The sequence below is a fragment of the Burkholderia sp. PvR073 genome, from assembly GCF_054055695.1.
The window spans coordinates 17,970-31,860 of record NZ_JBSRXO010000004.1 but is presented as its reverse complement, the minus strand read 5'-3'; the positions used below and the strand labels follow the sequence as shown (position 1 = coordinate 31,860).

At 69.0% G+C, this 13,891-nt stretch carries 13 protein-coding genes; 3 read left to right on the top strand and 10 right to left on the bottom strand.

The annotated features are described in order from the left end of the window. From ACVK00_RS14470 to ACVK00_RS14450, 5 genes are all read right to left on the bottom strand, one after another. Positions 1 to 360 (bottom strand): DUF427 domain-containing protein, encoded by a 360-nt coding sequence (locus tag ACVK00_RS14470; protein ID WP_228905521.1) that lies wholly within the window; start codon positions 358 to 360, stop codon positions 1 to 3. Between the two features lie 136 nt (positions 361 to 496). Continuing rightward, a complete protein-coding gene (locus ACVK00_RS14465; RefSeq protein WP_228905523.1) occupies positions 497 to 934 on the bottom strand; it encodes a carboxypeptidase-like regulatory domain-containing protein in 438 nt (145 codons plus the stop codon). 94 nt (positions 935 to 1,028) lie between these two features. Then, positions 1,029 to 2,513: a DegQ family serine endoprotease gene (locus ACVK00_RS14460; protein ID WP_166725175.1), complete on the bottom strand. Its 1,485-nt coding sequence runs from the start codon at positions 2,511 to 2,513 to the stop codon at positions 1,029 to 1,031. Between the two features lie 133 nt (positions 2,514 to 2,646). Next, positions 2,647 to 3,984: an ATP-binding protein gene (locus tag ACVK00_RS14455; RefSeq protein WP_284897669.1), complete on the bottom strand. Its 1,338-nt coding sequence runs from the start codon at positions 3,982 to 3,984 to the stop codon at positions 2,647 to 2,649. A 3-nt stretch (positions 3,985 to 3,987) separates the two neighbouring features. Then, positions 3,988 to 4,650, bottom strand: coding sequence for a response regulator (locus tag ACVK00_RS14450; RefSeq protein WP_228905527.1), 663 nt, complete (start codon positions 4,648 to 4,650; stop codon positions 3,988 to 3,990). A 181-nt stretch (positions 4,651 to 4,831) separates the two neighbouring features. Between ACVK00_RS14450 and dacB the strand changes: the two genes are divergently transcribed. The 3 genes from dacB (at position 4,832) to ACVK00_RS14435 (ending at position 8,753) form a co-directional block, all read left to right on the top strand. Beyond that, entirely contained in the window at positions 4,832 to 6,364 is a 1,533-nt protein-coding gene (gene dacB, locus ACVK00_RS14445; RefSeq protein ID WP_284897672.1) for a D-alanyl-D-alanine carboxypeptidase/D-alanyl-D-alanine endopeptidase, read from the top strand. Positions 6,365 to 6,606: 242 nt separating this feature from the next. Continuing rightward, complete coding sequence (locus ACVK00_RS14440; RefSeq protein ID WP_175669933.1) at positions 6,607 to 7,521, top strand: sterol desaturase family protein; 915 nt, start codon at positions 6,607 to 6,609, stop codon at positions 7,519 to 7,521. Positions 7,522 to 7,616: 95 nt separating this feature from the next. After that, entirely contained in the window at positions 7,617 to 8,753 is a 1,137-nt protein-coding gene (locus ACVK00_RS14435; RefSeq protein WP_284897675.1) for an SGNH/GDSL hydrolase family protein, read from the top strand. Between the two features lie 87 nt (positions 8,754 to 8,840). On the opposite strand, the gene ACVK00_RS14430 is transcribed toward ACVK00_RS14435, so the two are convergent. The 5 genes from ACVK00_RS14430 to fba form a co-directional block, all read right to left on the bottom strand. Continuing rightward, positions 8,841 to 9,869, bottom strand: a complete 1,029-nt coding sequence (locus ACVK00_RS14430) for an L-threonylcarbamoyladenylate synthase (protein ID WP_228905539.1) — start codon at positions 9,867 to 9,869, stop codon at positions 8,841 to 8,843. An 11-nt stretch (positions 9,870 to 9,880) separates the two neighbouring features. Further along, on the bottom strand, positions 9,881 to 11,077 hold the full coding sequence (locus ACVK00_RS14425; RefSeq protein ID WP_284897678.1) for a 5-(carboxyamino)imidazole ribonucleotide synthase: 1,197 nt from the start codon (positions 11,075 to 11,077) through the stop codon (positions 9,881 to 9,883). An 88-nt stretch (positions 11,078 to 11,165) separates the two neighbouring features. Next, the gene (gene purE / locus ACVK00_RS14420) at positions 11,166 to 11,687 is read right to left on the bottom strand and encodes a 5-(carboxyamino)imidazole ribonucleotide mutase (RefSeq protein WP_006749978.1); all 522 of its coding nucleotides are present in this window, start codon (positions 11,685 to 11,687) and stop codon (positions 11,166 to 11,168) included. Between the two features lie 16 nt (positions 11,688 to 11,703). After that, a complete protein-coding gene (locus tag ACVK00_RS14415; RefSeq protein ID WP_006749977.1) occupies positions 11,704 to 12,594 on the bottom strand; it encodes a phosphoribosylaminoimidazolesuccinocarboxamide synthase in 891 nt (296 codons plus the stop codon). Between the two features lie 221 nt (positions 12,595 to 12,815). Further along, positions 12,816 to 13,880 carry a class II fructose-bisphosphate aldolase gene (fba, locus tag ACVK00_RS14410; protein ID WP_011657813.1) on the bottom strand — a complete coding sequence of 355 codons (1,065 nt, stop codon included), beginning with the start codon at positions 13,878 to 13,880 and terminating at the stop codon, positions 12,816 to 12,818. Positions 13,881 to 13,891: the final 11 nt, after the last annotated feature.

Here is a 13,891-nt window from a genome sequence, read left to right as displayed (position 1 = left end):
TCAGGACGTCTCGATGAGATTGTCGACCCGTGCGACATCGAAGGCGACGTAGTGCGCGAGCACGGACGCGGTCTCCCCCGGTTCCTCGTAACTCCACGCGGCGTTCTCGATCACGCCGTCTTCGGTCTGCAGGTGAAAATACACGGCCAGGCCCCTCAGCGGACACGCCGTCGTGACGCTCGACTTCACGAGCCGCTGCATGTTGACGTCGCCGCGCGGCAGGTAATGGATGTCCGGCAGGCCCGTTTCGCGCACGGTCAGTGCGCCCTGCGAGTCGGCGTACGTGATGCCGCGATGAATCACGCGCACGCGATGGCGGTTCGGCACGATTTCTAGGCGAGGGTCGGCGGCATCGGACATCGTTTCTTCTCCGGGCGGCGGCCCCGGCGGGCAAGCCGGGTACAGGAAACGAAAAAGCCACGGCACAGGTGCCGTGGCTCTCATTATGGGCGAAACTGCACCCGATTGCGCGACCAGGCCGGGCCCGCGCGATCCGCTATTGCGTATTCCACCGGAACGCGGCCTTCGCGCCGCCCTTCGCACCGACCGTGACCGCGCGCGATTCGTCGCTGCCCTGGTACGACGCGTGAACGGTGTAGCGCCCCGGCGGCAGCTTCACGAGCATGTATGGCCCGCGCGCGTCCGTCTTCAGCAATTCGGTGCCCTTGGCATCGACGATCCGCACATGGACGTCGGCCAGGAATTCGCCGCCCGCGCCGGTGAAACGCAGCGCCAGCGGCCACGCCGCTTCGCTTTGCTCGAATGCCGTCGATTGATCCTTGCCGATGCCGCCTGATACATAGCTGACATCGCCCTGCTGGCTCGCCGCGGGCAAGCCGTCCGATTGCGCGTAGGCGCCGGGCGCGGCGCCGACAAGGCCGGCGGCCAGTGCCGCGGCGGCGGCAATTCGGGACACGTTGCGTAGATATTGCATGGCTCTCTCCTTTCGGGTCGGAACACAGCACCACGGGGCCGAACGCCGGCAGCGCCCGCGAGGGCCGGCGAGGCCGGCCCGCAACGGCCGCCGGTCAGCTCAGGTCGACCGGCACGAAGATCTGTGCATTATCGCGCTGAATCAGGAGAGCAAGACTGTTGCCCGCTCCCTTGACCGCATCGCGCAATTGCTCGGCGCTCGTGACCGGGCGGCCGTTGACCGCCAGGATCACGTCGCCGGGCTGGATGCCCGCGGTCGCGGCCGGCCCGCCGGCCTGCTGCACGATCAGCCCGTGCGACAGGTTGGCGGCGCTGCGCTCCTGCGGCGTGAGCGGCCGCACCGCGACGCCGAGGCGCCCCTGCTCGACCGGGCCGCCGTCGTTCGACGCGAGCTTCGCGTCGGTCATCGCGCCGAGCGTCACGCTGATCGACTTCTTCGACTTGTCGCGCCACACCTGCAGGTCGGCCTTCGAGCCCGGCTTCAGGTTCGCGATCTGCGCGGGCAGCGACGTCGAGTCGGCCACCGGCGAGCCGTTCACCCCCAGGATCACGTCGCCCGGCTGCAGGCCGGCCTTCGCGGCCGGGCCGTTCGGGTCGACCGAGCTGACGAGCGCGCCGTCCGGCTTCTGCAGCCCGAACGAGCTCGCGAGCGTCTGGTTCAGCCCCTGCACGGCGACGCCGAGGCGGCCGCGGCTCACGTGGCCCGTCTTCACGAGCTCGTCCTTGACCTTGATCGCCTCGTTGATCGGGATCGCGAACGACAGGCCCTGGAAGCCGCCCGTCTGCGAGTAGATCATCGAGTTGATGCCGATCACCTCGCCCTGCAGGTTGAACAGCGGGCCGCCCGAGTTGCCGGGGTTCACCGGCACGTCGGTCTGGATGAACGGCGTGTAGTTCTCGTCGGGCAGCGCGCGCGATTTCGCGCTGATGATGCCGGACGTGACCGTGTTGTCGAAGCCGTACGGCGAGCCGATCGCGACAACCCACTGGCCGACCTTGCTCTGGCCCGGGTCGCCGATCTTCACGGTCGGCAGGCCGCTCGCGTCGATCTTCAGCACCGCGACGTCGGACTGCTTGTCGGAGCCGACGACCTTCGCCTTGTACTCGCGCTTGTCGGTCAGCTTGACCGTGACGACGTTCGCGCCGTCGATCACGTGCGCATTGGTGAGGATGTACCCGTCGGCGCTGACGATGAATCCCGAACCGAGGCTCGCGCTCGGCTGGTCGTCCGGCTGCGCGTCGCCGCCCATGCCCGGCACCTGGCCGTAGAAGTGCTTGAAGAACTGGTAGAACGGATCGCTCGGATCCATCGGCAGCTGCGGCTGCTGCACCCGTCGCGACACCTGCTTCACGACGTGCTTCGCGCTGATGTTCACGACCGCCGGGCCGTAGGTTTCGACCAGCCCGGAGAAATCGGGAATGCCGGTCTTCGCCGCGGCCTCGGCCGGCATCAGCGCAGCGGCCTGCGCGGGCGTGATGATCTGCGGATCGGCGCGGCGGGTGCCCGCGACATAGCCGGCGGACAGGGCGGCCGCCACGGCGACCGCGACGGCGCCGCGCGCAAGGAATCGGGTGTTCATCGTAGGACCTCCTCTTTGTTAGGACGCAGCGTAACGACCCTGACTTAAAGGAGGCTTAATCGACCTCAAGCGAGGCCTGGACCCTGTTCACGCTGATGACGGGCTGGCGCCGGCGCCCGCGCGGCGCCGCGCATCATGCGGATTCGGAAGCCTGTGCCGGCATCTCGGCGTCGCGGAACACGACGCTCACGAGCAGGCCGCCCGCGGCCGCGTCGCCGAGCGACACCGTCGCGCCCTGCTGCGCCGCCACGCGCTTGACGATCGCGAGCCCGAGCCCGCTGCCCGACACGTCGGCGCGCGCCCGCGCGGAGCTGTCGCGGTAGAAGCGGTCGAACACGCGCTCGCGCTCGTCGGCCGGGATGCCGGGCCCGCTGTCGCCGATCTGCACGCACGCGCGGCCGGCCGCGTCGCGCGTCAGCGACACGTCGATGCGGCCGCCGTCGGGGGTGTACTTCACCGCGTTGTCGAGCAGGTTGCCGAACATCACGCGCAGCGCGCCGACGTCCGCGACGACGGTCGTCGCGCGGGTCTCCTCGAAGCCGAGATCAATGTGGTGCCGCTGCGCGAGCGGTGCATGCGCGGCCACGCATTCGACGAGCAGCGTCTGCAGATCGATCGGCTCGCGCATCGTCGCGCCGTCCGGTTCGGCGCGCGCGAGCGCGAGCAGTTGCTCGGTGAGACGCGTCGCGCGCGACACGCCGTCCTGGAGATCCGTAATCGCCTCGCGACGCGATGTATCGTCCTTCGCGCGGGCGACGAGCTGCGCCTGGATCTGCACGGCCGCGAGCGGCGTGCGCAGTTCATGCGCGGCATCGGCGACGAAGGCCTTCTGCGTGTCGAGCGCCGCCGACAGCCGCGCGAGCAGCCCGTTCAGCGCGCGTACGAGCGGCTGCACCTCGAGCGGCAGGCCCGCATCGTGCAAGGGATCGAGCGCTTCCGGGCGGCGCGCCTCGACCGCGCGCGTCACGCGGGCGAGCGGCGCGAGCCCGCGCCCGACGATCACCCAGACCGCCGCGCCGAGGAACGGCAGCAGCACGATCAGCGGCCACAGCGTACGCAGCGCGACGTTCGCCGCGAGCCGGTTGCGCACCGACAGCGGCTGCGCGAGCTGCACGACGTTGTCGCCGACGATCGCGCCGTACACGCGCCATTCGCCGCGATCGGTGCGCTCGGTCGAGAAGCCGAGTTCCGCGCGCGGCGCGATCGGCGCGCGTGGATGCGAGAAGTACATCAGCACGCCGTTGCGGTTCCAGATCTGGATCACGATGCCTTCGTCGCCGTTGGTGCGCGAACCGAACACCTGCGAGAACGGCTCGGACGGCAGCGCCGCGGCGATTTCCTGCAGCTGGTAGTCGAACAGCTCGTTCGCTTCGGCGAGCGCCTGCCGGTAGATCAGCCAGCCCGCGAGGCCCACGCCGGCGACGACGATCGCGAGCAGCCAGATCAGCAATTGATGACGAATCGACCTCACGCGTCAGCTTTCCTTGACGACCATGTAGCCGAGCCCGCGCACGTTGCGGATCAGGTCCGAACCGAGCTTCTTGCGCAGCGCGTGGATGTAGACCTCGACCGTGTTGCTGCCGATCTCCTCGCCCCAGCCGTACATCTTCTCCTCGAGCTGGCTCTTCGACAGCACCGCGCCGGGCCGCGCCAGCAGCGCCTGGAGCAGCGCGAACTCGCGCGCGGACAGCGCGACGGGCGCGCCGTCGAGCGTCACCTGGTGCGACGCGGGATCGAGCGTCAGCGCGCCGTGGCGGATCAGCGACTCGCTGCGCCCGGCCTGGCGGCGAATCAGCGCGCGCATCCGCGCGCCCAGTTCGTCGAGGTCGAACGGCTTGACGAGGTAGTCGTCGGCGCCCGCGTCGAGCCCCTTCACGCGATCGGCGACCGCATCGCGCGCGGTGACGATCAGCACCGGCAGCGACTGCCCGCGCGAGCGCAGCGTGCGCAGCACGTCGATGCCGTCGCGCTTCGGCAAGCCGAGATCGAGCAGCAGCAGGTCGTACGCCTCGCCGCCGAGCGCCGTGAGCGCGGCGTCGCCGTCCTGCACCCAGTCGACCGCGAAGCCGTCGGCGCGCAACGCCTTGCGTACGCCTTCGGCAATCATTCGATCGTCTTCAACAAGGAGAATCCGCATCGGAACCGGAACCCATGGGGCGAGTCAACATGGCGACCATTGTAGCGCCGCGAATCGCGTGCGCCCCCTGCAATGCAACAGAAAGGCGGATTGCAAGGGACGTGTGCGCACTTGTCTCTACAATGTGCGCTCCGGCGCCCCGCGCGCCCTGCCCGAACCCCTGCATTTCCCGTATTCGCCCATGCCGATTTCCGATCTCTCCGCCCGGTTCGCGCCCCGCGCCCGCCTCTGCCTGCGTGCGGCCGCCGTCGTCGCCACCTGCACGGCCCTTGCGTTCGCACCTTCCGCGCAGGCCCGCAAGAAGCCCCACAAGGAAGCGCGCAAGACCGTCGTCGTGTCGCCCGCCGCGCGCGCGGCCGGCCTGCCCGCGTCGGTGCTCGTCGCGCTGCAGCGCGCGAAGGTGCCGGCATCGGCGATGAGCGTCGTCGTCGAGCGCGTCGGCAATCCCGAGCCGCTGATCGAATGGAACGCGAACCGGCCGATGCTGCCGGCGTCGACGATGAAGCTCGTCACGACCTTCTCGGGCCTGTCGATCCTCGGCCCCGACTTCCGCTGGCGCACCACCGCGTATGCGGACGGCCAGGTCGATCCGGACGGCACGCTGGAGGGCAATCTGTACATCAAGGGCACCGGCGATCCGAAGCTCGTGCCCGAGGAGTTGATCGACCTCGTCGACAAGCTCCGCAAGGCGGGCATCAAGCGCGTGGCCGGCGGCCTCGTGCTCGACAAGAGCTATTTCGCCGCGTCGACGCGCGACCTGCCGTCGTTCGACGACGACGTGAGCGCACCGTACAACGTCGGCCCCGATCCGCTGCTGTACGCGTTCAAGGCCGTGTCGTTTACGGTGACGCCGGGCGACGACGGCAAGGTCGCCGTCGATGTGCTGCCGCCGCTCGCGAACCTGTCGATCGACAACCAGCTGTACGAAGGCAGCGGATCGTGCGGCGCGGCTGCCGCGGCCGCGCGTCCGACCCTGTCGGCCGGCAGCGGGATCATGACCGCGTCGTTCGCCGGCGACTATCCGCTGCACTGCGGCGCGCGCACGACCAATCTCGCGATCCTCGATCACACGACGTTCTTCGCGCGCGGCTTCCTCGCGCTGTGGCAGCAGGACGGCGGCACGATCGCAGGACCGGTCAGCGAAGGCAAGGTGCCGACCACCGCGCGCCCGCTCGCCGTCCATCACAGCCCGGTGCTCGGCAGCATCGTCTACGACATCAACAAGTTCAGCAACAACGTGATGGCGCGCAACCTGTTCCTGACGATCGGCGCGGTCGCCGGCAAGCCGCCCGCGACACCCGAGCAGTCGAGCCGCGCGATTCACGCGTTCCTGCAGAAGAGCGGGATCGCGATGCCCGACCTCGCGCTCGAGAACGGCTCGGGCCTGTCGCGCGACGAGCACGTGAGCGCGCTGTCGCTCGCCGCGCTGCTGCAGGCCGCGAACGCGAGCCCAGTCGCGCAGGCGTTCGTCGATTCGCTGCCCGTCGCCGGCATCGACGGCACCATGAAGAACCGCCTGACCAACGCCGGCGTGCTCGGCAATGCGCACATCAAGACGGGCACGCTGCGCGACGTGCGCGCGATCGCGGGCTACGTCGCGGGCGCGGACGGCCAGAGCTACGTCGTCGTCAGTTTCATCAACGACGATCACGCGGAAGCCGCGCGCGCCGCGCACGACACGCTGCTCGAATGGATCTACGCGGGCGCGCACTGACGGCGCGCGCGGCGCGACGCGGCGCACCCGCGCACCGCCCGCGCGCTGCGCCATAAAACGGGGCCGCACCGCGCGGCCCCGTTGCACATGGTTTCCGTAGAAACCCTGTCCTCAGAGGGAACCCTCTACGCTGCCCTCTCGCCTAGCGCGTGGCGATTGCGTAGGCTGTTGGCCTGACCGATATCTACAACGGGCCATGGGCCCGGCCTCACGGCTTGCAGGGGAAAGGAGGAGACACGTCCATGCGATTCGACGTCGAATTGCTTCTGCTCGCGCTGGCGCCCGTCTTCCTGCTCTGCATCGCGTGGGAGGCCTGGCACCTCGCCCGCACGCGCGCGCAGGACCCTGTCTATGCGTGGCGCGACACGCTGTGCAACGCGGCGCTCGCGCTGATGCACCAGGGCGCCGACAAGCTCGCGTGGCTGTTCGTGATCCCCGTTTATGCGTACTGCTACGCACATTTCCGGCTGTTCACGTGGCACGACGGCTGGCTGTCGTTCGCCGTGCTGTTCATCGGCCAGGACTTCCTCTACTACGTGTTCCATCGCGCGAGCCATCGCGTGCGCTGGCTGTGGGCCGCGCACGTCGTGCACCACTCGTCCGAGCGGATGAATTTCTCGACCGCGTTCCGGCAGAGCCTGATGTATCCCGTCGCGGGCATGTGGGCGTTCTGGCTGCCGCTCGCGTTCGTCGGCTTTCCGCCGCAGCAGATCGTCGGCGTCGTGCTGATCAACCTCGCGTTCCAGTTCTTCGTGCACACGCAGGCGATCGGCAAGCTCGGCTGGCTCGAATACGTGCTCAACACGCCGTCGATCCATCGCGCGCACCATGCCCGCAACCCGCGCTACATCGACCGCAATTACGCAGGTGTGCTCGTGATCTGGGATCGCCTGTTCGGCAGCTACGTCGAGGAGTCGCCCGACGATCCGCCGCGCTATGGGATCGTCGAGCCGCTCGGCTCGAACAACCCGCTCGTCGCGACGTTCCACGAGTGGGTGTCGATGGCGGCCGACGCGTTGCGCATCGACGGATGGCGCAACAAGCTGCGCGCGATTTTCGGCCCGCCCGAATGGGCGAGCGCTTATCATGCGCAGATTGCAGAGGCCGCGAACCAGGATCCGCGCGCCGTGCCGCTTGCGGCTGCGCGTGACCAATAAACCGTTTCAGCCAACGGCCGCCGCGCAGCCCGGAACCGGGCAGGCACGCGGCAGATGAGAAACACATCAGGCCATATCTACGAGGAGATCGAACGATGCAATCACAACAACACGCACCTTCCCGCACCCGGCAGCGCATGCTGCGCACCGCGCAGGTCGCGATCGCCGGCGCCGCGCTCGCGCTGCTCGCCGCCTGCGGCGGCGGCGACGACAACAACAGCAGCGCGTCGAACACGCCGCCGTCGGGCGTGAAGATGCAGATCGTATCGTTCGGCGACAGCCTGTCCGACGCCGGCACCTACTCGCAGATCAAGCTCGGCTTCGGCGGCGGCCGCTTCACGACCAACCCGGGGCAGGTGTGGACGCAGGACGTCGCGCAGTACTACGGCGACACGCTGCAGCCCGCGAACCAGGGCGGCTTCGGCATTCCGCTGCAGGCCACGGGCGCCCTCGGCTACGCACAGGGCGGCTCGCGCGTGACGCTGCAGCCGGGCATCGGCCACGCGGCCTCGAGCGTGCCGAACGCCGACTACGCCCAGGCCACGACGACGCCGATCGCCGATCAGGTCAAGCAGTACCTGACGCAGCACGGCAGCTTCAACGCCGGCCAGATCGTGCTGATCAACGGCGGCGCGAACGACATCTTCTATCAGGCGCAGGTCGCGCAGGCGCAAGGCAACACACCGGCCGCGCAACTCGCGGCCGCGCAGGCGATCGGGCTGGCCGCGCAGCAGCTCGGCGGCATCGTCCAGCAGATCGTCGCGGCCGGTGCGTCACACGTGTTCGTCGCGAACGTGCCGGACATGGGCGGCACGCCGCTCGCGCTGCAGGGCGGCACGCAGGCCGCGTTCACGCAACTGTCGGGGCTCTTCAACCAGACGCTGGTCGGCACGCTCGCCGCACTGAAGGTCGACACGACGAAGTATATGGTGGTCGATTCGTTCAAGTGGCAGGACGGCATCGCGGCCAACTACCAGGCGAACGGCTTCAGCGTGTCGAACACCGACACCGGCTGCAACCTGAAGGCGATGGTAGCGGCGGCGACCCAGTACGGCGTCGCGGATGCGACCGCCTTCGGCTCGTCGCTGTTCTGCTCGCCGCAGACCTACACGACCGCCAACGCGGACCAGACCTACATGTTCGCCGACCTGGTCCACCCGACGACGCACCTGCACGCGCTGTTTGCGCAGTACGTCGAGAAGCAGATCGCGGCGTCGGGCGTCGGCAAGTAAGCCGCCCGCCACGCGCTCAAACGAAAACGCCCGACCGGTTCGCCGGTCGGGCGTTTTTTTATTCCGGATCGGATGCGCGACGCTGCGTCAGTCGTGCGCTTCGAATGCCGCGGCCGCGCGGCCGAGCCGGTCGTTGACCGCAATCCATTCGACGGTGTCCGGCAGCTTCTCGACGAGAATCCGCGCGACGTCCGCACGATCGAGCGCGCGCAGCATGCCGTACAGGTCGCGCGCATACGCCTGCGGATCTTCCGGCGCCGCGACGAAATGCACGCCGTCGGCCTGCGCCCAGCGTCCCGCGCGCGACGCGCGAGCGACGAGCGCGACGCGTTCGCCATCGGTCTGCGCGGCCGCGAGCAGCGGCTCGAGCGCATCGAACGGCAGCAGCGAGAGCGGCGTGCGCGGCGCGTAATGGGCCTTCAGCGTGCCGGACGCGCGCGGCGCGGTCGCGTCGCCGCCGTCGGGCAGGCGCGGCGCGCGGCCGAGCACGTCGGCGATCTGCCGCGGCGTCACGTGGCCCGGGCGCAGCAGCGCCGGGAAGCCGCGCGACAGGTCGAGGATCGTCGATTCGATGCCGACTTCGGACGCGCCGCCGTCGAGCACATGCACCGTGTCGCCGAATTCGTCGCGCACGTGCTGAGCGGTAGTCGGGCTCACATGGCCGAAGCGGTTCGCGGACGGCGCGGCAACGCCGCCATGGCCGCCGCGCCGCGCGCTGAACGCGGCCAGCAGCGCCTGCGCGACCGGATGCGACGGGCAGCGCAGGCCGACCGAATCCTGCCCGCCGCTCACGGCGTCCGGAATGCGCGCATGGCGCTTCAGGATCAGCGTCAGCGGGCCCGGCCAGAATGCATCGATCAGCGCCTGTGCATCGGCCGGCAGGTCGTCGGCCCAGTAGCCCGGATCACCGCCCGGCGGCAGATGCACGATCACCGGATGGTTCGCCGGGCGCCCTTTCGCCGCGTAGATGCGCGCGACGGCTTCGGGATTCGCCGCGTCGCCGCCGAGTCCGTACACGGTTTCGGTCGGGAATGCGACGAGCTGCCCCGCGTCGAGCAGCGCGGCGGCCGCGTCGATCTGCGCGCGCGTCACGGAGTTCGGGAGATCGATGGACATCGGCTGGCGCCTCAGTCGAGCGGCACGCGCAGCAGCTGCGCACACGCGGTGGCAGCGGCGACGGCGGCGTCGCACGTCTCGGCCGTGAAGTTGACGTGGCCCATCTTGCGGCCGACGCGCGCTTCTTCCTTGCCGTACAGGTGCAGGTGCGCGGCCGGCATCGCGGCGACCGTGTCCCACGGCGGCGTGACGGCCTCGGCCGCCCCACCATCCGGGAACCACACGTCGCCGAGGATGTTCAGCATCGCGGCCGGCGAATGCTGGCGCGGGTTGCCGAGCGGCATGCGCGTCATCGCGCGCACCTGCTGCTCGAACTGGCTCGTTGCGCACGCATCGACCGTGTAGTGGCCGGAGTTGTGCGGGCGCGGCGCCATTTCGTTCGCGACGAACGAGCCGTCTTCCAGCACGAAGAATTCGACGCACAGCACGCCGACGTAGCCGAGCGTATCGGCGATCCGGACGGCCGCCTGCTGCGCCTCTTCGACACGCGCGGCATCGGCGGCCGGCGCCGGCACGATGGTCAGCGCGAGGATGCCGTTGTGATGCACGTTCTGCGCGAGCGGGAATGCAGCCGAGCGGCCGTCCGCGCCGCGCGCGATCAGCGCGGACACTTCGTACTTCAACGGCAGGCGCTTTTCGAGCACGCACGGCACGCCGCCGAGCGCCGCATGCGCATCGCGCGCTTCCTGCGCGGTGCTCACGCGCACCTGGCCCTTGCCGTCATAGCCAAGACGCGCCGTCTTCAGGATGCCCGGCAGCACCGCGTCGAGCGCGGCATCGTCGAGCGCGGCCAGTGCCGCCGCCGATTCGATCACGACGTGCGGCGCGACCGGCACGCCGGAGGCCTCGATGAAACGCTTCTCTGCGATCCGGTCCTGCGCGACCGCGACGCAGCGGCCGGCCGGCGCGACAAACGTCGTGCGCGCGAGGAAGTCGAGGCTCGCGGCCGGCACGTTCTCGAATTCCGTCGACACGGCGTCGCACAGTCCGGCCAGCTCGGCGAGCGCGGCTTCGTCGTCGTAGGCCGCGCGCAGGTGGCGGTCGGCGACCGCGCCGGCGGGGCTCGCCGGATCGGGATCGAGCACGGCGACGCGATAGCCCATCGACTGGGCGGCAAAGCAGAACATGCGGCCGAGCTGGCCACCGCCGACCATGCCCAGCCACGCGCCGGGCAGGATCGGGGAAACGGAATCAGGAGTTGCGGTCATGTCAGTGGTCGGTCGCGGCGGGCGCTGCCCGCCGCAGTGGAGAAGGTCAGGCGGCCGCCGGAATGACAGGGCGGCCGCCGGTGCGCCGTCACGCCAGCGGCGGCAGCACCATGGCGTGCGCGGCTTCGTTCTGGCGCACGCGGAACGCGGCAAGCCGGTTCGCGTAGTCGACCGACGTGCCGGACAGGATCGACACCGCGAACAGCGCGGCGTTCGCGGCGCCGGCCTCGCCGATCGCGAACGTCGCGACCGGCACGCCTTTCGGCATCTGCACGATCGAGTGCAGTGAATCGACGCCCTTCAGGTACTTGCTCGCGACCGGCACGCCGAGCACGGGTACCGTGGTTTTCGCGGCCAGCATGCCTGGCAGGTGCGCGGCGCCGCCGGCGCCCGCGATGATCGCGCGCAGCCCGCGCTCGCGCGCCTTCTCCGCATAGTCGAACATCTCGTCGGGCATCCGGTGCGCGGACACGACCTTCGCTTCGTACGGCACGCCGAATTCCTGCAGGATCGCGACCGCGTTCTTCATCACGTCCCAGTCGGAACTCGAACCCATCAGCACGCCGATCAGCGGCGCGCTGTGCGTGTGGGCGGTCTGGACTTCACTCATTTTCGTCTGTCCTTGCTCAGGCGAGCGGCTGGCCGGTGATGCGCTCGAGCGCTTCCTGGTACTTCGCGGCCGTCTTCTCGACGACGTCGGCCGGCAGCGCGGGCGCCGGTGCGGTCTTGCCCCACGGCTGCGTCTCGAGCCAGTCGCGCACGAACTGCTTGTCGAACGACGGCGGGTTGGTGCCGACCTGGTACTGGTCGGCCGGCCAGAAGCGCGACGAATCGGCCGTTAGCACTTCGTCCATCAGGTACAGCTTGCCGTGATTGTCGAGGCCGAATTCGAACTTCGTGTCGGCGATGATGATGCCGCGCGTCGCCGCGTAGTCGGCCGCTTCCTTGTACAGGCGGATCGAGATGTCGCGAATCGTCGCGGCCAGCTCGGTGCCGATGCGGCGCTCGGTTTCCTCGAACGTGATGTTCTCGTCGTGCTCGCCCAGCTCGGCCTTCGCGGCTGGCGTGAAGATCGGCTCGGGCAGCTTCTGCGCGTTCTGCAGGCCTTCCGGCAACTGCACGCCGCACACGGCGCCCGACGCCTGGTATTCCTTCCAGCCGCTGCCGGCCAGATAGCCGCGCACGACCGCTTCGATCATGATCGGCTCGAGGCGCTTGACGACCACGCCGCGGCCCTTGACCTGCTCGACCTCGTCGGCCGCGACGACCGCTTCCGGCGCGTCGCCCGTCAGGTGGTTCGGCACGATGTGCGCGAGCTTGTCGAACCAGAAGTTCGCCATCTGGTTCAGCACGCGGCCCTTGTTCGGAATCGGCTCGCCCATGATCACGTCGAATGCCGACAGGCGATCGGTCGTGACGATCAGAAGCTTGTCGTTGCCGACCGCGTAGTTATCGCGGACCTTGCCGCGACCGAGGAGCGGCAGCGAGCGGAGCGTGGATTCGTAAAGGGTAGACATCGTCTTTTCGCAGATAAGGAGCCAAACAAAAAGGGAAACGCCGTTCCCCGCGGCAGGCGGGAACGGCGGTCTTGCAATGCGTCGGCGAACCGGCGGGCGATCGTGCCCACCGGTTGCCGGCCGGCCCTCGTTCGGCCGGACGGAACGGCTGCCGGGGCCGGATCAGATCCGGCAGCGGGCAGCCGGCCCCAGCCTTTCGGCGGGGCAATCGTACTACAGTCTCAGCGCACGACCTGCGCGAGCGCGCCGGACTTGTACTGTTCGGCGATCTTGTCGAGCGACACCGGCTTGATCTTCGCGGCCTGGCCTTCGCAGCCGAACGCGAGGTAGCGGTCGACGCACACCTTCTTCGCCGCTTCACGCGCGGGCTTCAGGTAGTCGCGCGGATCGAACTTGCCCGGGTTCTCGAACAGGTAGCGGCGGATCGCGCCGGTGATCGCGAGACGCAGGTCGGTGTCGATGTTGATCTTGCGCACGCCGTGCTTGATGCCTTCCTGGATTTCCTCGACCGGCACGCCGTAGGTTTCCTTCATGTCGCCGCCGAACTGGCGGATTTCTTCCAGCAGCTCCTGCGGCACCGACGACGAACCGTGCATCACCAGGTGCGTGTTCGGGATGCGTGCGTGGATTTCCTTGATGCGCTGGATCGACAGGATGTCGCCCGTCGGCTTCTTCGAGAACTTGTACGCGCCGTGCGACGTGCCGATCGCGATCGCGAGCGCGTCGCACTGCGTGAGCTTCACGAAGTCGGCCGCCTGCTCCGGATCGGTCAGCAGCTGCTCGCGGGTCATCGTGCCTTCCGCGCCGTGGCCGTCTTCCTTGTCGCCCTTCATCGTCTCGAGCGAGCCGAGCACGCCGAGTTCGGCTTCGACCGTCACGCCGATCGAGTGCGCCATCTCGACGACCTTGCGCGACACGTCGACGTTGTACTCGTACGAGGCGACCGTCTTGCCGTCGGCTTCGAGCGAACCGTCCATCATCACGCTGGTGAAGCCGCTGCGGATCGCGCCCATGCAGACTGCCGGCGACTGGCCGTGGTCCTGGTGCATCACGACCGGGATATGCGGATACGACTCGACCGCCGCTTCGATCAGGTGGCGCAGGAACGGCTCGCCCGCGTACTTACGCGCGCCGGCCGATGCCTGCATGATCACGGGCGCGCCGACCTGATCCGCCGCCGCCATGATCGCCTGGACCTGCTCCAGGTTGTTCACGTTGAAGGCCGGCAGGCCGTAACCGTGCTCTGCCGCGTGGTCCAGCAATTGACGCATTGATACGAGAGGCATTGTGGAACTCC

Coding starts and splice junctions, on each gene's coding strand:
- ACVK00_RS14470 (WP_228905521.1), bottom strand. CDS start 360: ATGTCCGATGCCGCCGACCCTCGCCTAGAAATCGTGCCGAACCGCCAT.
- ACVK00_RS14465 (WP_228905523.1), bottom strand. CDS start 934: ATGCAATATCTACGCAACGTGTCCCGAATTGCCGCCGCCGCGGCACTG.
- ACVK00_RS14460 (WP_166725175.1), bottom strand. CDS start 2,513: ATGAACACCCGATTCCTTGCGCGCGGCGCCGTCGCGGTCGCCGTGGCG.
- ACVK00_RS14450 (WP_228905527.1), bottom strand. CDS start 4,650: ATGCGGATTCTCCTTGTTGAAGACGATCGAATGATTGCCGAAGGCGTA.
- dacB (WP_284897672.1), top strand. CDS start 4,832: ATGCCGATTTCCGATCTCTCCGCCCGGTTCGCGCCCCGCGCCCGCCTC.
- ACVK00_RS14440 (WP_175669933.1), top strand. CDS start 6,607: ATGCGATTCGACGTCGAATTGCTTCTGCTCGCGCTGGCGCCCGTCTTC.
- ACVK00_RS14435 (WP_284897675.1), top strand. CDS start 7,617: ATGCAATCACAACAACACGCACCTTCCCGCACCCGGCAGCGCATGCTG.
- ACVK00_RS14430 (WP_228905539.1), bottom strand. CDS start 9,869: ATGTCCATCGATCTCCCGAACTCCGTGACGCGCGCGCAGATCGACGCG.
- ACVK00_RS14425 (WP_284897678.1), bottom strand. CDS start 11,077: ATGACCGCAACTCCTGATTCCGTTTCCCCGATCCTGCCCGGCGCGTGG.
- purE (WP_006749978.1), bottom strand. CDS start 11,687: ATGAGTGAAGTCCAGACCGCCCACACGCACAGCGCGCCGCTGATCGGC.
- ACVK00_RS14415 (WP_006749977.1), bottom strand. CDS start 12,594: ATGTCTACCCTTTACGAATCCACGCTCCGCTCGCTGCCGCTCCTCGGT.
- fba (WP_011657813.1), bottom strand. CDS start 13,880: ATGCCTCTCGTATCAATGCGTCAATTGCTGGACCACGCGGCAGAGCAC.